Source organism: Streptomyces sp. NPDC001220 (genome assembly GCF_053597895.1).
Genome location: NZ_JBSFJE010000021.1, coordinates 154,220 through 175,049 on the forward strand (window position 1 = coordinate 154,220; position 20,830 = coordinate 175,049).

Consider the following 20,830-nt stretch of genomic DNA (forward strand, 5'->3'; position numbering starts at 1 on the left):
CCATGCCCGAAGGTGACACGGTCTGGCAGGCAGCGCGGCGCCTGCACGACGCGCTCGCCGGTCAGGTGCTGACCCGCAGCGACTTCCGGGTGCCCAAGTACGCCACCGTCGACCTCACCGGCCGTACCGTCCTCGGCACCACCCCGCGCGGGAAGCATCTGCTCACCCGCTTCGAGGGCGGTCTGACCCTGCACACGCATCTGCGGATGGAGGGCGCGTGGAAGATATACGGGGACGGTGAACGCTGGAAGGGCGGTCCCGCCCACCAGATCAGGGCCATCCTCGGCGCCGCCGACCGTACGGCCGTCGGCTACCGCCTCCAGGTCCTGGAGTTCCTGCGCACCGGCGAGGAGGAACGGGCGGTCGGCCACCTCGGTCCCGACCTGCTGGGCCCCGACTGGAACCCCGACCGCGCCCTCGCCAACCTGCTCGCCGACCCGGCCCGCCAGCTCGGCGAGGCCCTGCTCGACCAGCGCAACCTCGCCGGCATCGGCAACGTCTACAAGAGCGAGCTCTGCTTCCTGATCGGCGCGACTCCCTGGCTCCCGGTCGGCGCGCTCCCCGCCGACCGCGCCGCGAAACTCCCCGCCCTCGCCAAGCGGCTCCTGGAGGCCAACCGCGAGCGCCCGGTCCGCCGCACCACGGGCCTGCGCGACCAGGACCTGTTCGTCTACGGCCGTGCGCCCCGCCCCTGTCTGCGCTGCCACACCCCGATCCGGGTGGCCGACCAGGGTGACGGCTCCCGCGAGCGCCCCACCTACTGGTGCCCCGCGTGCCAGACCGGTCCCGCTCCCGCCCCGGGCGCCCACCGCGCCCCGAGAAGCCGCCCCCGCCCGACCAATTGACGACCCGTCAGATACGCTCGTACCGTCCCTTCATGTCCCTCAAGGCGTACGACCTCACCGGACGCACCGCATTCGTCACCGGGGCCGCCGGCGGTATCGGCCGGGCCTCCGCCGTGCTGCTCGCCGAGGCGGGTGCGACCGTGCACTGTGCCGACCGGAACGCGGAGGGCCTGCACGAGACGGCCACGCTGATCAAGGACGGCGGCGGTACCGCCCACACCCACACCGTCGACGTCACCGACCGGACGCAGCTCAAACGGGCCGTCCGGTCCTGCGAGCGGCTGGACGTCATGGCGGCGATCGCCGGGATCATGCACCGCAGCCCGGTGCTGGAGACCACGGACGAGGACCTCGACCGGGTGCTGGACGTCAACTTCAAGGGCGTCCTGCACTCCTGCCAGGAGGCGGCGCGGTTGATGGTCGACCGGCGGACCGGGGGCAGCATCATCACCATGGCCTCCGGTGCGATCGACACCGGGGGCCCCGGCCTGCTCTGCTACGGCGCCGCCAAGGCGGCCGTGGTCCAGCTGACCAGGACGCTCGCGAACGAGGTCGGACGGCAGGGCATCCGCGTCAACGCGGTCGCCCCGGGCTGGACCCGCACCCCCATGACCGAGCGCGACGACGGCGAGGAGCAGCGGCAGACGGAGGCCTGGATGGCCCGGCTGTCACCCCTGGGCCGGGTCGGCGAGGCGGCGGACGTCGCCCATGCCGTGCTCTATCTGGCATCCGACGCCTCGTCGTTCACTACGGGCCAGATCCTGCGCCCGAACGGAGGGGTCGCGATGCCCTGGTAGCGCCCTGCGTCCGCCACGCGGCCCGCCACCGCCCGGGGCCCAGCGCTCCCGCCGCCCGGTTCCTCGGCACGCAGTTCACCGGCAGCAGGCTCAGTCCCCATCCGCCGGCGGCCACGGTCCCCTCCAGGGCCCCGGCGCCGTCGGCGAAGGTGATCCGCAGCACGGCCCACCACCACACCGCCGCGAATCCCAGGGCAACCCCCCAGCGCACTATCCGTCCCACCATGGCCGCCACCTCCAGCCGGACGCTAGAACGCCGCCCGGTCCACCGGGAAGGCGCACCGAGGGCTCACCGATGCAACGGCCGTCGGCCGACGCCGGCCACAGCTACGCGTTCTCCGCCTGGAACATCCAGTGATGTTTCTCCAGATCCGCCGTGATCCCGATGAAGATGTCCTGGGAGACCGGATCCGGCTCCGCGGTGGCCGTGACCCGCTGCCGCATCCGGGTGATCACCGCGCCCAGCGCGTCCACCAGGGCACCCACCGCGTCCGAGTCCTTGACCCAGCCTCCGGGGGCCGTGGCGATGCCGCTGCCTGCGGCCACCGTGACCGCACGCCCGTCCGGGGAGACGCCCAGCGCCGAAGCCCGCTCGGCGACCGTGTCGGAGTGCGTCCGAGCCGTGGCGACGACCTCGTCGAGCTGGAGGTGGACGGTCCGGAAGCGGGGGCCGACCACGTTCCAGTGGATCTGCTTGGCGATCAGCGCCAGGTCCACGAGATCGACGAGGGCGCCCTGAAGCGCCTCGGCCACGGTCTTCAGATCCGCGTCGGACAGCGGGCTCTTCACGACGTACATGCGTCTCTCCGGTCGTTTCGCCCCCAGTCGGTCCCTCCCACCATGACCGCACCACCGGACACCGGCAAATGGACGCACACCGTCTCCGGGCATACGAAGACCCCGGCCGCGCCTCCCCAGGTCTGCCTGGAGAAGCCCCGGCCGGGGCCACGTACACTTCTTCGACGCCGGGTCGGCGCCGCGTCGGGTTACGCCCGCGCAGGCGTCACGCGGCGACCACGTCCACTGCCTCGGCGGGCGCCTTGATGGTCACCCGTTCCGGTGGCACACCGGTCACCGAGACGCTTCCCAGCATCGGGCGAACCGGCGTGGGCACGGACTCGGTGGCCTGAGCGGACTGGGCCAGCTCGGCGAGGGCGAGTTCGTCGCTCACTTCTCGCATGAGTTCGGACATCCGTACGTCCAGCGCGTCGCAGATGGCGGAGAGCAGCTCGGAGGAAGCCTCCTTCTGCCCCCGCTCCACCTCGGAGAGATAGCCGAGTGAGACTCGGGCGGACGAGGAGACTTCGCGCAGAGTACGGCCCTGGCGCTGGCGCTGCCGACGCAGCACGTCACCCAGCAGGCGACGGAGCAGAATCATCGGTGGCTCCCTCCTCGGACCGCGTAGCCGCATCCTTCACGCCCCACCGTACCGCCTTGCGCCGCGGCCGTGCGGGGAGCGATGTCGTGTTCACTCAGGGCTGCAAACATCAAAACCCCCCGTTCTGTTCCGTATCCTGTGTCCGCTCATTCCCGGTCTGTTCGCTCGCAAGCTCCCTCAGAAGCAGTGCGAGCACGCTCCGTACACTCTCTCTACGAATTTCCGCACGGTCGCCGTTCAACCGCAGGGCCTCCACTTTTCCGCCAGCGGCAGAACCGGAACCTGCTGCGAAGGGGCCGTCGACGGCGACGAAAACCGTGCCGACCGGACGGCCGTCCTGAGGTTCGGGGCCGGCGACCCCGGTGGTCGCAAGACCCCAGTCGGCGCCCAGCGCCTGCCGCACTCCGGCCGCCATCTGGGCCGCGACCTGCGGATCCACCGCGCCCTGCTGGGCCAGCAGAGTGGCGTCCACACCCAGCACGTCGTGCTTGAGCTCGGTGGCGTAAGCGGTGACCGAACCCCGGAACGCCTTGGACGCCCCAGGGACCGTGGTGATCTCCGCCGCTACCAGGCCGCCGGTCAGCGACTCGGCGACAGCCAGGGTCTGACCCCTCACCGTCAGTAGTCGCACCAGTTCGGCGGCCGTGGAATTCACGCTTCCGTCTCCTCCAACGCCGCTGCGCGCTCGGCGATTCCCTGCCGCCGCAGCACAATGGCCTGTCTCACATAGTCGAGGCCCGTCAGGACCGTCAGCACGACGGCCGCGGCCATCACCCAGAACCTCAGCGTTGCCAGCCACCCCGTCAGTGCCAGCACGTACATCCCCACGGCCACGCCCTGGGTGAGGGTCTTGAGCTTGCCGCCGCGGCTGGCCGGGATCACGCCGTAGCGGATGACCAGGAAACGCAGCAGGGTGATCCCGAGTTCCCGGCCGAGGATCACGACCGTCACCCACCAGGGCAGATCGCCGAGCGAGGAGAGACAGATCAGCGCCGCCCCCATGATCGCCTTGTCGGCGATGGGGTCGGCGATCTTCCCGAAGTCGGTGACCAGGTCGTAGGTACGCGCCAGATGGCCGTCGAACAGGTCGGTGATCATGGCGATGGCGAAGGCGGCCCAGGCGAGCGAGCGCCAGGCCGGGTCGTATCCGCCGCCGGCCAGCATCAGGGCGACGAAGCCGGGGACCAGGACCAGCCGGAGCATGGTCAGCAGATTGGCGACGTTCCACAGGCTGGCCTGGTTGACGGCGGCAGCGGCGATCTTCCCGCCCCGCACGGGCCGCTCGCCGTCACGGGAACCGGAACCGGACCCCTCGACACCGACGCTCGGGGCACCAGCGTGCTCGGCACCCGAGGAACCCGTGGCACCGGCGTTCCCGACACCCTGACCCTCGGCACCGGCGTTCTGCGGACCAGCATTCTCGACACCGGCGTCCTGCGGACCGGACAGATCAGGAGCGGAGAGATCCGGAGCGGCACCGGAGGTGGCGGCGGAGCCCGGGACGGCGCCCGGTGCGCCGGAGGAGCCGCCCGCGGCGGACGCCGGGACTCCGGTCATCTGCCGGCCTCCTCACTCCACGCGGGCGAGCCCTGCAGCGGCTCGGCAACCAGGTCGACACCCTCCGTACCGACCACCTTCGCCTCGACGATACGGCCGACGCGCAGTCCTGCGCCGCTCGTGAGCAGCACCTGCCCGTCCGTCTCCGGCGCCTGGTGGGCCGCCCGGCCGTAGACGCCGTCCTCGCCGTCGACGGATTCCACGAGGACGTGCACGGTCTCGCCGACGCGCTCCTCGGCCCGCTGCGAGACGAGTTCCTCGGCGAGCCGGGAGACCCGCGCGAGCCGCTCGGCGACAAGGTCCTCTTCCAGCTTGTTCTCGTAGGTGGCGGCCTCGGTGCCCTCCTCGTCGGAGTACCCGAAGACGCCGATCGCGTCGAGCCGCGCGCCGTTCAGGAAACGCTCCAGCTCGGCCAGGTCGGACGCGGACTCGCCGGGGAAGCCGACGATGAAGTTGGAGCGGACGCCGGCCTGCGGTGCCTTGGACCTGATGGTGTCGAGCAGTTCCAGGAAGCGGTCGGTGTCGCCGAAACGGCGCATGGCCCGCAGCACGCCGGGGGCGGAGTGCTGGAAGGACAGGTCGAAGTACGGGACGACGTTCGGTGTGGAGGTGAGGACGTCGATCAGGCCGGGGCGCATCTCGGCCGGCTGGAGGTAGCTGACGCGCACCCGCTCGATGCCGTCGACCTCGGCCAGCTCCGGCAGCAGGGACTCGAGGAGGCGGATGTCGCCGAGGTCCTTGCCGTAGGAGGTGTTGTTCTCGGAGACCAGCATGACCTCCTTCACACCCTGCTCGGCGAGCCAGCGGGTCTCGTTCAGCACGTCGCTGGGGCGGCGGGAGATGAAGGAGCCGCGGAAGGAGGGGATGGCGCAGAAGGAGCAGCGCCGGTCGCAGCCGGAGGCGAGCTTGACCGAGGCGACCGGGGCGCCGTCCAGCCTGCGGCGCAGGGGTGCGCGCGGGCCGGAGGCGGGCGCAAGGCCCTCCGGGAGGTCGGACGGGCCGTGCCCGGGCAGTGCCACCGCGGCGGCGGAGTCCTGCCGCTCGGCCGGGCTGACGGGAAGCAGCTTGCGGCGGTCACGCGGGGTGTGCGAGGCGTGGATGCCGCCGTTGAGGATGGTCTGGAGGCGGTCGGAGATGTCGGCGTAGTCGTCGAAGCCGAGGACGCCGTCCGCCTCCGGCAGCGCCTCGGCGAGCTCCTTGCCGTACCGCTCGGCCATGCAGCCCACCGCCACGACGGCCTGGGTTCTGCCGTGCCCCTTGAGATCGTTGGCCTCGAGGAGGGCGTCGACGGAGTCCTTCTTGGCGGCCTCGACGAATCCACAGGTGTTGACCACGGCGACATCCGCGTGCTCGGCGTCCTCGACGAGCTGCCAGCCGTCCGCCTCCAAACGGCCTGCGAGCTCCTCCGAGTCCACCTCGTTACGGGCGCAGCCGAGAGTGACTAGTGCGACGGTACGGCGTTCAGGCATGGGCTCAAGACTACTTCGTCCCACCGACACCCCACGTCGAAGGGGCTGGCCGATCATGGCCAACCCCTTGAGTACGCGCTCGATCCGAACGATTATCCGACTTCCGGGTCGCCCTTGGTGTAGGTCAGGCGCTCCACGGCTCCGGGCCGGAACTGGTCCTCGATCTTCTTGCCGTTGACGTAGAGCTGTATGGCTCCGGCGTCGCCGAGGATCAGGTTGATCTTGGTGCTGTCCTGGAAGGTCTTGGATTCGCCCTTCTTCAGCAGCCCGTCGAAGAGCATCCGGCCGTTGTGGTCCTTGGCCGAGATCCAGCTGCGTCCGTTCGTCGCGCTGACCTGGACGGTGACCTTGTCCTGGGGTGCGGCGGCGATCGCGCTGTCGGAGGGCTCGGGGGTCTTGCCGGGCTTGCTTTCCTTCGGGGTCGGCGAGGCCGGCTTGCTGGTCGTCGGGGAGGCCCCCTCGGCGACCGACTGCTTGGCGTCGTCGCCGTTGCCGCCCTTGAAGGCGGTGAAGCCGACGAAACCGATCACGACGACGATCGCGGCGACCATGGCCGCCGTCCAGTTGGGTCCTCGGCGCTCGGGGCGGATACGTTCCGCCTCGAACAGCGGGGCGGCGGGCGTCGGCGCGGGCCGCCCACCACCGTGTTCGGCCGCGAACTGCGCCAGCAGCGGTTCGGGGTCGAGGCCGACGGCCTTGGCGAGGGTCCTGATGTGCCCGCGGGCGTAGACGTCGCCGCCGCAGGGGGCGAAGTCGTCGGCCTCGATGGCGTGCACGATGGCGATGCGGACCCGGGTGCTCCCGCTGATCTCGTCGACGGTCAGCCCGGCGGCGATGCGGGCCTGCTTGAGGGCTCGGCCTACGGAGGGGCGGTTTTCCTCGGACACGTCTGGGAACGGACGCTCGTCTTCAGGGGAGTTGCTGCCGATGGACACGGGGGCGCCTTTCGAGCGTGTAGCCACCTGTGCTGGAAGTTCAGTCTATGGGGGGTACGAAAGGGTGGGGCAACCGGGCGGTGGGACTTTGTACGCCATCGGTATGGCCCGGCATCCCGATGACGGGTCAGGCGTGCGCCCCAGGGTGGGGTACACACCTTTCCTCTCGCTCAACTTGACGTACGTCAAAGGGAAACGGTTGCCCGACGGTCTCTAACGGGTGGATCACGACATGCCTCCACCCGGCCTACAGGCGCCCGAAGCCCTGAAACAGACCTACCCCTCAGACTCCCCACGGATCACAGCAAGCACTCCGTCCAGCTCATCGGGTTTCACCAGAACGTCGCGCGCCTTGGACCCTTCGCTGGGCCCGACCACCCCGCGCGACTCCATGAGGTCCATGAGCCGGCCCGCCTTGGCGAAGCCCACCCGCAGCTTGCGCTGGAGCATGGAGGTGGAGCCGAACTGCGTGGAGACGACCAGCTCGGCGGCCTGGCACAGCAGGTCGAGGTCGTCGCCGATGTCCTCGTCGATCTCCTTCTTCTGCTTGGTGCCCACGGTGACGTCGTCCCGGAAGACCGGCGCCATCTGGTCCTTGCAGTGCTGGACGATCACCGCGACCTCTTCTTCGGTGACGAACGCGCCCTGCATACGGGTCGGCTTGTTCGCCCCCATCGGCAGGAAGAGCCCATCGCCCTTGCCGATGAGTTTCTCGGCGCCGGGCTGGTCGAGGATGACGCGGCTGTCGGCGAGCGAGGAGGTGGCGAAGGCGAGCCGGGAGGGCACGTTCGCCTTGATGAGGCCGGTGACCACGTCGACCGACGGGCGCTGGGTGGCGAGCACCAGGTGGATGCCGGCCGCCCGCGCCAGCTGCGTGATGCGCACGATCGAGTCCTCGACGTCCCGGGGCGCGACCATCATCAGGTCGGCGAGCTCGTCGACGATCACCAGGAGATACGGATAGGTCTTGAGCTCCCGCTCGCTGCCCTCCGGCGTCTTCAGCTTGCCGTCACGGATGGCCTGGTTGAAGTCGTCGATGTGCCGGTACCCGAACGCCGCCAGGTCGTCGTAGCGCAGGTCCATCTCGCGTACGACCCACTGGAGCGCCTCGGCGGCCCGTTTCGGGTTGGTGATGATCGGCGTGATCAGGTGCGGGATGCCCTCGTAGGCGGTCAGCTCGACCCGCTTGGGGTCGACCAGGACCATCCGGACGTCCTCCGGGGTCGCCCGCATCATGACCGAGGTGATCAGGCAGTTGATGCAGGACGACTTGCCGGAGCCGGTGGCGCCGGCGACGAGCATGTGCGGCATCTTCGCCAGCGAGTGCATGACGTAGCCGCCCTCGACGTCCTTGCCGAAGGCGACCAGCATCGGGTCGTCGTCCTCGGCGGACTCGGCGAGCCGCAGCACGTCACCGAGGTTGACCATCTCCCGGTCGGTGTTGGGGATCTCGATGCCGACCGCGGACTTGCCGGGGATCGGGCTGATGATCCGCACGTCCGGGCTGGCGACGGCGTACGCGATGTTCTTGGTGAGGGCGGTGATCCGCTCGACCTTGACGGCGGGGCCGAGCTCGATCTCGTACCGGGTGACCGTCGGGCCGCGGGTGAAGCCGGTGACGCGCGCGTCGACCTTGAACTCGGAGAAGACGTTGGAGAGCGAGGCGACGACCTTGTCGTTGGCCTCGCTGCGCGACTTGCCCGGGCCGCCCCGGGTGAGCAGGTCCAGGGAGGGCAGCGAGTAGGTGATGTCGCCGGAGAGCTGGAGCTGCTCGGCGCGCGGCGGCAGGTCGCGGGGCTTCTCGGGGGCCGGTTTGGTCAGGTCGGCGACGACCGGTTCGACCTTGAGCTTCTCCTGCTTGGGCCGCGCGGCCGGGACCGGAGTCGGGCTGGAGCTCGGACTCGGGCCGGGGGCCGGCACGGGGGTGGGCGTGGTGTCCTCGCGGTCGCCGACGCTGACGCCCTGGGTGAGGTCGGCGACGAGCGGCGAGGGCGGCATTCCGTGCATGACCGCCCCGTCGAGCGCGGCGGCGGCCGCCGCGGCGACGTCCACGGCGTCCATCTGACGGCCCATCTCGGGCTGCGGCACGGCGGAGCGCCGCGGACGGCCCCGGCGCTTGGCGAGGGCCTCCTGCTCGGCGACGTCCGGGTCGTACTCCTGAGGGGCGCCGGAACGCCTGCGCGAGCGCGCGGGCAGCGCCTCGCGCCACTGCTCGTCGTAGCGCTCGTCGTCGGTGGGCTCGCCGTACTCGCCGTACTCGTCGGGTTCGGGGTCGTGCAGCAGCCCGAGGCGGATGCCGAGCGCGCGCAGCCGCTGCGGGATGGCGTTCACCGGGGTCGCGGTGACGACGAGCAGCCCGAAGACCGTGAGCAGCGCCAGCAGCGGTACGGCGAGGACCTCGGTCATGGTGTACGTCAGCGGGGTCGCCGCCGCCCAGCCGATGAGGCCGCCGGCGTCCCTTATGCCCTGCATGCCGTCGCTGCGCGCGGGCGAGCCGCAGGCGATGTGGACCTGGCCGAGCACGCCGATGACGAGCGCGGACAGGCCGATCACGATCCGGCCGTTGGCCTCCGGCTGCTCGGGGTGGCGCATGAACCGTACGGCGATCGCCGCGAGCAGTATCGGCACCAGCAGGTCGAGGCGGCCGAAGGCACCGGTGACCAGGATCTCCACCAGGTCGCCGACCGGGCCGCGCAGGTCGGCCCAGGTGCCGGCGGCGACGATCAGGGCGATACCCAGCAGGAGCAGTGCGACGCCGTCCTTGCGGTGGGCCGGGTCCAGGTTCCTGGCTCCCTGTCCTATGCCGCGGAAGACGGCGCCGACGGCGTGCGCGAGGCCGAGCCAGAGGGCGCGCACCAGGCGGTAGACGCCCCCGGTCGGGCTGGGCGCCGGCCTGGGCGCCGGCGCGGCCTTCTTCGCCGCGGCCCTCTTGGCGGGCGCCTTCTTGGCCGGGGCTTTCTTCGCGGCGACCCTTTTCGCCGGCGCCTTGGAGGGAGCGGCCTTCTTCGGGGGCTGCTTCTTGGCTGCCGAGGGACGTGAGGCCATGGGTGTGAGGTTACCGGGGGATGCGACAGGGGACACGTGTGCCCACTGCTTCACCCGTTCGTGTCGCCCCGGTGGGGGCACGGAACTGACGCACTCTCACGGGCAACTGCGGCCGCCGCCGTGGTCAGTTCTGCGAGGGAAGCGGTGGAGCGCCGCCGCCGGTGCCCGGTTCGAGAGCGTCCAGCGCCCGGCGCAGGCCGGTGAGTTTGCGCTCCAGATGGGCGGCCGTGGCCACCGCCGCCGCGTCCGCGGACTCGTCGTCCAGCTGCTTGGACAGCGCCTCGGCCTGCTCCTCGACGGCCGCCAGCCGCGCGGAGAGCTCGGCGAGCAGCCCCGCGGACTCCTTGCCGGCGACGGGGCCCTTGCCGCCGCCCTCCAACTGCAGGCGAAGCAGCGCCGCCTGCTCACGGAGCTGGCAGTTCTTCATATACAGCTCGACGAACACCGAGACCTTGGCGCGCAGCACCCACGGGTCGAAGGGCTTGGAGATGTAGTCCACCGCGCCGGCCGCGTAACCCCGGAAGGTGTGGTGCGGGCCGTGGTTGATGGCGGTGAGGAAGATGATCGGGATGTCCCGGGTCCGCTCCCGCCGCTTGATGTGCGCCGCGGTTTCGAAACCGTCCATGCCCGGCATCTGGACGTCCAGCAGAATGACCGCGAAGTCGTCCGTGAGCAGTGCCTTGAGTGCTTCCTCCCCGGACGATGCCCGCACCAGTGTCTGATCGAGCGCAGAGAGGATGGCCTCCAGCGCCAGCAGATTCTCCGGCCGGTCATCGACCAGGAGGATCTTGGCCTTCTGCACCATGGCCCGCCCTCCTCGCCCCGGATGTGCACCGGGCGCCGCCCCAGAGGACGACTCCCTTTCGCCGCCCGTCCTTGTGCCGGTCATGGTAGCCGCACCCCGCCTGTCGCCACACCCTGTCACCGCGATGTCACTGTGCACGTAGCAGAAACGCAGCCGGGGACCAGAAGGTTCCCCCAATCCCGCACTTCTACACGGGTTCGACAACCCTGAGTCAGCAACTCCCCGTGCACACGGAAGGTTCCCGAAACGTTCACATCACACCCGCCCGTTCCGGTCACTCCTCGCGCATCCACTTCTCCATCACCGCCAGCAGGTGATCGGGGTCGACCGGCTTGGTGACGTAGTCGGAAGCTCCGGACTCGATCGCCTTCTCACGGTCGCCCTTCATCGCCTTCGCGGTCAACGCGATGATCGGCAGCCCGGCGAACTGCGGCATCCGACGGATCGCCGTGGTCGTCGCATAGCCGTCCATCTCGGGCATCATGATGTCCATCAGAACGACCGCGACATCGTCGTGCTGCTCCAGGACCTCGATGCCCTCGCGGCCGTTCTCGGCGTACAGCACCGACAGGCCGTGCTGCTCCAGGACGCTGGTGAGCGCGAAGACGTTGCGGATGTCGTCGTCGACGATCAGCACCTTCTCCCCGGTGAACCGTACGCCCCGGCGCGGCGCCGGAGCCATCGCCTCCTGCTCGGCCAGCACCGGCCACGACTCGGCGATCTGCGGGATGGCCCGGCGGCGGCGCCGGAAGAGCGCCGCGGCGCCGTTCTGGGTCTCCTGGTACGACTTCACCTCGGCCGGCGTCTCGATCTCCACACCGGACAGCTCCGAGCCGCGGTTCTGCGAGGCGACCAGGTCCCCGGCCTCCAGCGCCGGCACGGACTGCTGGTAGCCCTGCGGCGGCAGTTCGCTGGGGTGCAGCGGCAGGTACAGCGTGAACGTCGAGCCACGGCCCGGTTCGCTCTGCGCGTGGATCTCACCGCCCAGCAGCTGCGCGATCTCCCGCGAGATCGACAGACCGAGGCCCGTACCGCCGTACTTGCGGCTGGTCGTGCCGTCGGCCTGCTTGAACGCCTCGAAGATGACCCGCATCTTGCTGGCCGCGATGCCGATCCCGGTGTCGGTGACCGAGAACGCGATCAGCGGCGCGTCCGGATCGCTGAGCGAGCCGGCCTCCAGGAGCTGCTCCCTGATCCCCACCGGCACATCGCCGCTCGCCGGCCGGATCACCAGCTCCACGGAGCCGGAGTCGGTGAACTTCACCGCGTTGGACAGCAGGTTGCGCAGCACCTGAAGGAGCCGCTGTTCGTCGGTGTGCAGGGTGGCGGGCAGCTCCGGGGAGACCCGTACCGACAGGTCCAGGCCCTTCTCCGCGGTCAGCGGCCGGAAGGTGGCCTCCACGTAGTCCACCAGCTGGACCAGCGCGATACGCGTCGGGGAGACGTCCATCTTGCCCGCCTCGACCTTCGACAGGTCGAGGATGTCGTTGATCAGCTGAAGCAGGTCGGATCCCGCGCCGTGGATGGTCTCGGCGAACTCCACCTGCTTCGGGGAGAGATTGCCCTCGGCGTTGTCGGCGAGCAGCTTGGCCAGGATCAGCAGCGAGTTGAGCGGGGTGCGCAGCTCGTGCGACATGTTGGCGAGGAACTCGCTCTTGTAGCGCATGGAGACGGCGAGTTGCTCGGCACGCTCCTCCAGGACCTGCCTGGCCTCCTCGATCTCGGTGTTCTTCACCTCGATGTCGCGGTTCTGCTGGGCCAGCAGCTCGGCCTTCTCCTCCAGTTCGGCGTTGGACGCCTGAAGGGCCTTCTGCCGGTTCTCCAGCTCCGCCGACCGCTCCCGCAGCTGCTCGGTCAGCTCCTGCGACTGCTTCAGCAGCACCTCGGTCTTGGTGTTGACGGAGATGGTGTTGACGCTGGTCGCGATCATCTCCGCGATCTGGTTGAGGAAGTCCTTCTGGATCTGGGTGAACGGCGTGAAGGACGCCAGCTCGATCACCCCGAGGACGTTGCCCTCGAACAGCACCGGAAGCACGATCACCTGCGCCGGCGGGGCCTCCCCGAGCCCGGAGGAGATCTTCAGGTAGCCGGTGGGCGCCTTCTCCACCAGGATCGTGCGCTTCTCCTGGGCGGCCGTGCCGATCAGCGCCTCACCGGGCCGGAACGACGTCGGCATGGAGCCCATCGAGTAGCCGTACGACCCCTGCATGCGCAGCTCGTAGGCCTCCTCGGTCTCCGCGCTCAGGTCCTTGCCGTCGACCAGGGGCATCGCCATGAAGAACGCGCCGTGCTGCGCGGTGACCACCGGCGTCAGCTCGCTCATGATCAGCGAGGCCACGTCCGCCAGGTCGCGGCGGCCCTGCATCAGCGCCGAGATACGCGCCAGGTTGCCCTTGAGCCAGTCCTGCTCCTGGTTGGCGACCGTGGTGTCACGCAGGTTGGCGATCATCTTGTTGATGTAGTCCTGGAGTTCCTGGATCTCGCCGGAGGCGTCCACGTCGATCTTCAGGTTCAGGTCGCCGCGGGTCACCGCGGTCGCCACGCGCGCGATGGCACGCACCTGCCGGGTCAGGTTCCCGGCCATCTCGTTCACCGACTCGGTGAGGTCCCGCCAGGTGCCGTCCACGTCACGCACGCGTGCCTGACCGCCCAGCTGCCCCTCGGTGCCCACCTCGCGGGCCACCCGGGTGACCTCCTCGGCGAAGCTGGACAGCTGGTCGACCATCGTGTTGATCGTCGTCTTGAGTTCGAGGATCTCGCCGCGGGCGTCGATGTCGATCTTCTTGGTCAGGTCGCCCTTGGCGATGGCCGTGGTGACCATCGCGATGTTGCGCACCTGGCCGGTCAGGTTGGACGCCATCCCGTTCACCGACTCGGTGAGGTCCTTCCACGTACCCGCCACACCCGGAACGTGGGCCTGACCGCCCAGAATGCCGTCCGTGCCCACCTCACGGGCCACCTTGGTGACCTGGTCGGCGAACGAACTCAGCGTCTTGACCATCGTGTTGATGGTGTCGGCGAGCTGGGCCACCTCACCGCTCGCCTCGATGGTCACCTGCCGGGTCAGGTCGCCGTTGGCGACCGCCGCCGACACCTGGGAGATGTTCCGCACCTGCATGGTCAGGTTGTTGGCCATCAGGTTCACGTTGTTGCTGAGGTCCTTCCAGATGCCCGTGACACCCGGAACGTGCGCCTGACCGCCCAGGATGCCCTCGGTGCCCACCTCACGGGCCACCCGGGTCACCTGCTCGGCGAAGCTGGACAGCTGGTCGACCATCGTGTTGACGGTCGTGACGAGTTCGAGGATCTCGCCCTTCGCGTCCACGGTGATCTTCTTCGACAGGTCGCCCTTGGCGACCGCCGTCGTGACCTCGGCGATGTTGCGGACCTGGATGGTCAGGTTGTTCGCCATGAAGTTCACGGACTGGGTGAGGTCCTTCCAGGTGCCCGCCACCCCCTGCACCTCGGCCTGGCCGCCCAGGATGCCCTCGGTGCCCACCTCGCGCGCCACGCGCGTGACCTCCTGGGCGAACGACGACAGCTGGTCGACCATCGTGTTCAGGGTGTTCTTCAACTCCTGGATCTCACCGCGCGCGTCCACGGTGATCTTCTGGGACAGGTCACCCCGGGCCACCGCGGTCGCCACCTGGGCGATGTTGCGCACCTGCGCGGTGAGGTTGCCGGCCATGCCGTTCACCGAGTCCGTCAGGTCCCGCCACACCCCGGCCACACCGGGCACCTGTGCCTGACCGCCGAGCCGGCCCTCCGTACCCACCTCACGGGCCACCTTGGTGACCTGGTCGGCGAAGGCGGAAAGCTGATCGACCATCGTGTTGATCGTGCTCTTGAGCTCGAGGATCTCGCCGCGCGCGTCGACGTCGATCTTCTGGGACAGGTCGCCCCGTGCCACCGCCGTCGTCACCTGGGCGATCTGCCGTACCTGCGAGGTGAGGTTGCCGGCCATGAAGTTGACGGAGTCCGTGAGCTCCTTCCAGGTGCCCGAGACGCCGTCCACGCGGGCCTGACCGCCGAGGCGGCCCTCCGTGCCCACGTCCCTCGCCATCCGCGTCACCTGGTCGGCGAAGCTGGAGAGCTGGTCCACCATCGTGTTCACGGTGTTCTTCAGCTGGAGCATCTCACCGGAGACGTCGACCGTGACCTTCTGCGAGAGGTCGCCGTTGGCCACCGCCGTCGTCACCTGGGCGATGTTGCGCACCTGGCCGGTGAGGTTGCGGAAAGCGGTGTTGACGGAGTCGGTCAGGTCCTTCCAGGTGCCGGCGGCCCCGGCCACCTGGGCCTGGCCGCCCAGTTCACCCTCGACACCGATCTCCCGGGCCACGCGGGTGACCTCGGCACCGAACGACGACAGCTGGTCGACCATGCCGTTGACGGTGTTCTTCAGCTCCAGCATCTCGCCGGCCACGTCCACGGTGACCTTCTGCGACAGGTCACCGTTGGCCACCGCCGTCGTCACCGCGGCGATGTCCCGCACCTGGGTGGTCAGGTTCCGGAAGACCGTGTTGACGGAGTCCGTCAGGTCCTTCCAGGTGCCCGCCGCGCCCGGCACGTTCGCCTGTCCGCCGAGCTGCCCCTCGGCACCGACCTCGTTGGCCACGCGCGTGACCTCGTCCGCGAAGATCCGCAGCGTCTCGGTCATCTGGTTGATCGTCTCGGCGAGCTGCGCGACCTCACCGCGCGCCGGGACCGTCACCTTGCGCGACAGGTCACCGCTGGCGACCGCGGTGGTCACCTCGGAGATCCCGCGCACCTGGGCGGTCAGATTGCCCGCCATGGTGTTGACGGAGTCGGTGAGCTCCTTCCACGTGCCGGCGACCCCGGGCACGTGCGCCTGGCCGCCCAGGATGCCGTCCGTGCCCACCTCACGGGCGACCCGGGTCACCTCGGAGGAGAAGGCCGACAGCTGGTCCACCATCGTGTTGACGGTTTCCTTCAGCTCCAGCATCTCGCCGGCCACCTGAACCGTGACCTTCCGGGACAGATCACCCTTGGCGACCGCGGTCGTCACCAGCGCGATGTCCCGTACCTGGGCCGTGAGCCGGTACGCCATCGTGTTGACCGAGTCCGTGAGATCCCGCCACGAACCGGACATACCGCGCACCCGGGCCTGTCCGCCCAGCTTGCCCTCGGTACCCACCTCGCTGGCCACGCGCGTGACCTCGTCGGTGAACGTCGACAGCTGGTCCACCAGGTTGTTGACGGTCCGGCCGACCTTCAGGAACTCACCGCGCAGCGGGTGCCCGGCCCCGTCCACCGACGGCGACCGCAGATCCATCCGCGGCGACAGGTCACCCTCGGCCACCGCCGTCAGGACCCGGCCCACCTCGGAGACCGGCCGCACGAGGTCGTCGACAAGGGCGTTGGAGTTGTCCACGGCGGTCGCCCAGGAGCCTTCACAGGCACCCGTCTCCAGCCGTTCCGTGAGTTTTCCCTCACGTCCGACGACCCGCCGCACCCGTGACAGCTCACCCGTGAGGTGGAGATTACGGTCGGCGACCTCGTTGAAGACCGCCGCGATCTCCGACATCACGCCGTCACCGGACACCGTGAGCCGCTTGCGGAAGTTCCCGTCGCGCATCGCCTCGAGAGCCACCACCAGCCGGTTCAGGGCAGCCGTGTCCACCGCCGTGGTCCCGTCACCGCCCCGCTGCCTGCTCAGGGACGGTCCGCCTTTCGCGCGCGCCTTAGTGCCCCGCGCCGCTGCGCCAGACTCCACTGTGTCCCTCCCGCAGGGGTCGACCGTTACCACTGTGCCCGTACCACTGTGCCCGGATGCCGCCGTAGTGGGCGTACCGCCTACTCCGGCGTACCCGTTACTGCCGCGTACCCGTTACTGCTGCGTATTTCTGCCAGATCGGATCCGGCCACACCAGGGGCTGCTGCCCGCCGTACACGCAACGCACTCAGCCTGCCCGTACCTTCATCAGAAGCTTGCCCAGTGTTTCACCCTGTCCGAACCAGGCCATAACAGTTCGGCAGCTTCGCACATCGTCCGCACACCCTGGGGCGTAAACACTGGCGACCGGCATCCGCTCGGACGGCGAAGGTAAGTAACCTTGCATGCGGCTGTCCAGCCGCGCCGGTTTGTTCGGCCTGGGCGGTGGCACGAGAACGAGCGGGCATTCGGAGGGGCGGCCGCAGACCATGACCACCGGAGTGATCCCCGGGGGACACACCCCGGAGCCACGGCCCACGGGCGAGCGGATGCCGCAACAGCGGCACGAGCCGACCGGCCAGGGAAGCCCGCATGTCGAGAACCGGTCGAGGAGTTCTGTGATCACCGCGCGCGCGGCCGCCAGCTTCGAGCCCGTCGGGCGATCGGTCGCGACCGCCCGCGCCTTCGTCCGCGACACGCTCCAGGGCTGGGGCTTCGCGGACGTCGTCGACGACGCCGTGGTCCTCACCAGCGAACTGGTGACCAACGCGGTGGTGCACGCGGGCACCCACGCCGACGTCCTGTGCCTGCGCGCGGACGACGGGGTGCGCATCGAGGTCGCCGACCGCTACCCGGAACGCGAGGTCCCGCTCCAGGGCTCCGCCGTCAACATGGGCAGCCCCGACCGCGAGGGCGGCCGCGGCCTTCAGCTCTGTGCGGCCCTCGCCGCCCGCTGGGGTGTCGAGTACACGCCCACGTACAAGAATGTCTGGTTCCAGATCGATCTCCCCGAGCGTCCGGTGGGCACGCGCGCGGCCGGCCCGTCCCTCCCCGCCGACCTGCTGCCCCTCGCGGACGGCCGGGTCCGGGTCGCGGTCGTCCAGATCGACCGCAAAGGCTCCGTCACGGCCTGGAACGAGGACGCCGAGGAACTCTTCGGCCACACCGCCGCCGAGGTCACCGGCAAGCCGCTGACCGACCTCGCCGCCTGGCCGCACACCCCCGGCACCGGCACCGGCGTCGCCGAGGCCCTCCAGCTCTCCCGCTGGGAGGGCAGCTACGGCATCCGGGGCGCCGACGGCCGTGTCACTCCGGTCTACGCCTCGCACCTGAGGGTCCGCGACACCGGCGGCGAGCCCTCCACCGTCTGCCTGCTGGTGCGCGACCACGAACGCGCCGTCCTGCAGACACCGTTGCGCCTGCCCGCCTCCGACGGCGGCGGTGCCCCCGACGGCCAGAGCACCGACCCCTTCGAGGTGTTCATCGGCTCGCCGGCCCCCGACGACCTCGACGGCCTCCTCCAGCGCACGGTCGAGCGCGCCCGCGACATGCTCGACGGCGACTCCGCGTTCCTGCTCCTGGCGACCGACGACGAGACCGAGTTGGAGGTCCGCGCCTCGACCGGGCTGCCGTCCGCCCGTCAGCGCTTCGCGCGCGTGCCCGTCGAAGCCGGCCCCGGCCGCTACGGTTCGGCCCGCATGCCGGCCGTCCACGAGGATCTGACGGCCGTTCCGGGCGCGGTCCCCCTGCTGGGCGGCACCGGCATGCGCTCGGTCGTCACGGTCCCACTGAAGGTCGAGGGACGCCTGACGGGCTCCCTGGGCGTCGCCGCGGAGGCCCCGAGCAGATACTCCAACGAGGAGGCGCTGCGCCTGCAGTTCGCCGCCGACCGCATCGCCCTCGCCGTCGAGTCGGCCCGCCTGGGCGAACTGGAGCGGCTGCGCCGCGGCTCGCTCAGTTTCCTCGTCGAGGCCTCCGACCTGCTCGCCGGCACCCTGGACCGCGACCAGACCCTCGCCCTGATGGCACAGATGACGGTCCCGACGCTCGCCACCTGGTGCGCGGTCTACACGATCGCCGACCAGGCCTCCGAGCCCTACCTGTCGTACGTCCTGCACGAGGACGAGGAACTCATCGACGGCATCAAGTCGTTGCTCTCGAAGGTGCCCCCGCCGGACCCGGTACCCACCCCGGGCGCCCGCGTCTGGGCGGCCCCCGGCGAACACGCCCACCAGGCAGCCCTGCGCAGCTCCATGCGCAGCCTGGGCCTGACCGGCGGCCCCGCCCGCCAGATCTCCTCCGCCATCGGCCCGACGCTCGCCACCGCCTCCGCCGTGGGCGGCGAGACCGTCGTCCTCCCCCTGGTGGCCCGCAACCGCGTCATCGGCATGCTCACCCTGGGCAAGCCCACCGACGAACACTTCCGCCAGGAAATCCTGGAACTGGCCGAGGACCTGTCCCGCCGGGCCGCCCTCGCCCTGGACAACGCCCGCCTGTACTCGGAGCGCACGGCCATCAGCCAGGCCCTCCAGCGCAGCCTCCTGCCCCCGGGCACCCCGCACATCGACGGCGTCGAGGTCGAGGTCATCTACCGCGCGGCCGGCGAGGGCAACGAGGTCGGCGGCGACTTCTACGACGTCTTCCCCATCTCCGACGGCACGTACGGCTTCGCCATCGGCGACGTCTGCGGTACGGGTCCCAACGCGGCGGCCGTGACGGGCCTGGCGCGGCACGCGCTCCGGCTCCTGGCCCGGGAGGGTCTCAGCGGCCCAGCGGTCCTTGAGCGCCTCAACTCGGCCATCCTGGACGAGGGCTCCCGCAGCCGCTTCCTGACCCTCCTGTACGGCGAGATGCGCCCGCAGGAGGACGGCAGCGCGGAGATGAAGGTGGTGTGCGCCGGCCATCCGCTGCCGTTGCGCCTGCGCCAGGACGGCACGGTGGAGGCCGCCGCCGAACCCCAGCCGCTGCTCGGTGTCATCGAGGACCTGGAACTCTACGAGCAGACGATCACCCTCGACCCGGGTGATGTCCTCCTGTGCGTCACGGACGGCGTGACGGAACGCCGGGAAGGCACCCGCATGCTCGGCGACGACGGTCTCGCGGACGTCCTCACGACCTGCACGGGCCTGACCGCGGGCGCGGTCGCCGCACGCATCATGCGCGCGGTGGAGCGCTTCGCGTCCGACGCTCCGTCGGACGACATGGCGATTCTCGCGATGCGGGTCCCCGGCCTTCAGAAGGACTGAGGGCGGGGGCGGAAGAGGGCACAAAAAAGTCCCGCCCGAAAGGGCGGGACTTTTCTTGCTGGAGCCCCCAAACGGAATCGAACCGTTGACCTTCTCCTTACCATGGAGACGCTCTGCCGACTGAGCTATAGGGGCCTGTTGCCTTTTCGGGGTTTCCCCCGCCGCAACGGAATAGATCATACCCCGAACTGAGCCGAGTTCCCAAACTCGTTCAGAAGGCCGGCTGGAGCAGTCCGCCGAGAGCGTTGCAGGCGGAGACGATCCGCTGCATCTCCCGCTTCGTCAACGAGGCGTCCACGGGCAGCGCCAGCGTCCCGTCGGCCGCCAGCTCGGTCTCCGGCAGCGAGACGCAACGCCGGAATTCCGGCAACCGGTGCACGGGCGTCTTCACCGGCACCCGGCAGTCAACCCCCTTGCCCCGCAGGGCCCGCGCGAAAGCGTCCCGGTCGGGCCGGCCGTTCCCCGGCACCCGCACGACGTACTGCTGGTAGGTGTGCCCGTCGCCGCCGTCCGGCGTCCGCACGCCTCGCAGCTTCGCATCGAGGTAGGCGGCACGCTGCCGCCGCTGCGCGATCTCGTCGTACGGCGCCTCGGACTCGCCCTGCTCCAGGACCAGCAGGCCGTGCCGCTGCCCCAGCGCGTGCAACCCCCGGATGTCGGCCCACCGTCCGAATCGGTGTACGACAACCACGGCCGCGGACCGGGCAGTTACGGCAGCTTCCACCGCCGAGACGTCGAGGCAGTAGCTCACCGGATCTATGTCGGCGAACACCGGAAGCGCGCCGGCGAGTGTCACGGCCTCGGCGACTTCCGCGTTCCCGAAGGCCGGCACGATGACCTCGTCGCCGACTCCGACGCCGGCGGCCCTGAGCATTGCAGCAGTACCCATGGCAGCGATGCTCGGCGCGCAACGTGAACTTTGCGTTACGCAAACCAAAAAAGGGCTGGACCCGGAACGGAAGTTCCGGGTCCAGCCCTTTGAATAATTGTTCGGCGGTGTCCTACTCTCCCACAGGGTCCCCCCTGCAGTACCATCGGCGCTGTAAGGCTTAGCTTCCGGGTTCGGAATGTAACCGGGCG

Annotated in this window: 13 protein-coding genes, 1 tRNA gene and 1 rRNA gene; 3 read left to right on the plus strand and 12 right to left on the minus strand. The window is 69.9% G+C overall.

All coding sequences use genetic code 11. The features are described from left to right. Positions 1–2 precede the first annotated feature (2 nt). Both ACWDGI_RS38105 and ACWDGI_RS38110 read left to right on the plus strand, forming a co-directional pair. Positions 3–845, plus strand: coding sequence for an Fpg/Nei family DNA glycosylase (locus ACWDGI_RS38105; protein WP_450767152.1), 843 nt, complete (start codon positions 3–5; stop codon positions 843–845). A 32-nt stretch (positions 846–877) separates the two neighbouring features. Next, positions 878–1,642, plus strand: coding sequence for an SDR family NAD(P)-dependent oxidoreductase (locus tag ACWDGI_RS38110; RefSeq protein ID WP_450767154.1), 765 nt, complete (start codon positions 878–880; stop codon positions 1,640–1,642). 327 nt (positions 1,643–1,969) lie between these two features. Here the strand turns inward: ACWDGI_RS38110 and ACWDGI_RS38115 are convergent, their stop codons facing one another. The 9 genes from ACWDGI_RS38115 to ACWDGI_RS38155 form a co-directional block, all read right to left on the minus strand. Next, on the minus strand, positions 1,970–2,440 hold the full coding sequence (locus ACWDGI_RS38115; protein ID WP_450767156.1) for a Dps family protein: 471 nt from the start codon (positions 2,438–2,440) through the stop codon (positions 1,970–1,972). A 205-nt stretch (positions 2,441–2,645) separates the two neighbouring features. Further along, positions 2,646–3,020, minus strand: a complete 375-nt coding sequence (locus ACWDGI_RS38120) for a helix-turn-helix domain-containing protein (protein ID WP_181809285.1) — start codon at positions 3,018–3,020, stop codon at positions 2,646–2,648. Between the two features lie 109 nt (positions 3,021–3,129). Further along, positions 3,130–3,675, minus strand: coding sequence for a CinA family protein (locus ACWDGI_RS38125; RefSeq protein ID WP_450767159.1), 546 nt, complete (start codon positions 3,673–3,675; stop codon positions 3,130–3,132). After that, complete coding sequence (gene pgsA / locus ACWDGI_RS38130; protein WP_450767160.1) at positions 3,672–4,577, minus strand: CDP-diacylglycerol--glycerol-3-phosphate 3-phosphatidyltransferase; 906 nt, start codon at positions 4,575–4,577, stop codon at positions 3,672–3,674. Before pgsA ends, ACWDGI_RS38125 begins: the two co-directional genes overlap by 4 nt. Then, positions 4,574–6,046 carry a 30S ribosomal protein S12 methylthiotransferase RimO gene (rimO, locus tag ACWDGI_RS38135; RefSeq protein WP_450767162.1) on the minus strand — a complete coding sequence of 491 codons (1,473 nt, stop codon included), beginning with the start codon at positions 6,044–6,046 and terminating at the stop codon, positions 4,574–4,576. Before rimO ends, pgsA begins: the two co-directional genes overlap by 4 nt. A gap of 92 nt (positions 6,047–6,138) precedes the next feature. Continuing rightward, complete coding sequence (locus tag ACWDGI_RS38140) at positions 6,139–6,981, minus strand: helix-turn-helix domain-containing protein (protein ID WP_450767164.1); 843 nt, start codon at positions 6,979–6,981, stop codon at positions 6,139–6,141. A gap of 276 nt (positions 6,982–7,257) precedes the next feature. Next, positions 7,258–10,026 carry a DNA translocase FtsK gene (locus ACWDGI_RS38145; RefSeq protein ID WP_450767166.1) on the minus strand — a complete coding sequence of 923 codons (2,769 nt, stop codon included), beginning with the start codon at positions 10,024–10,026 and terminating at the stop codon, positions 7,258–7,260. Between the two features lie 124 nt (positions 10,027–10,150). After that, a complete protein-coding gene (locus ACWDGI_RS38150) occupies positions 10,151–10,831 on the minus strand; it encodes a response regulator (RefSeq protein WP_450767168.1) in 681 nt (226 codons plus the stop codon). A gap of 274 nt (positions 10,832–11,105) precedes the next feature. Continuing rightward, a complete protein-coding gene (locus ACWDGI_RS38155; protein WP_450767170.1) occupies positions 11,106–16,565 on the minus strand; it encodes a HAMP domain-containing protein in 5,460 nt (1,819 codons plus the stop codon). A 428-nt stretch (positions 16,566–16,993) separates the two neighbouring features. Here ACWDGI_RS38155 and ACWDGI_RS38160 point away from each other — a divergent pair, with 428 nt between their 5' ends. Further along, complete coding sequence (locus ACWDGI_RS38160; RefSeq protein ID WP_450767172.1) at positions 16,994–19,750, plus strand: SpoIIE family protein phosphatase; 2,757 nt, start codon at positions 16,994–16,996, stop codon at positions 19,748–19,750. A 59-nt stretch (positions 19,751–19,809) separates the two neighbouring features. On the opposite strand, the gene ACWDGI_RS38165 is transcribed toward ACWDGI_RS38160, so the two are convergent. The 3 genes from ACWDGI_RS38165 to rrf form a co-directional block, all read right to left on the minus strand. Beyond that, positions 19,810–19,885, minus strand: a tRNA-Thr gene (locus ACWDGI_RS38165). A 76-nt stretch (positions 19,886–19,961) separates the two neighbouring features. After that, the gene (locus ACWDGI_RS38170) at positions 19,962–20,624 is read right to left on the minus strand and encodes a DegT/DnrJ/EryC1/StrS family aminotransferase (RefSeq protein WP_360495831.1); all 663 of its coding nucleotides are present in this window, start codon (positions 20,622–20,624) and stop codon (positions 19,962–19,964) included. 114 nt (positions 20,625–20,738) lie between these two features. Next, positions 20,739–20,830, minus strand: a 5S ribosomal RNA gene (gene rrf, locus ACWDGI_RS38175); the annotation flags it as partial.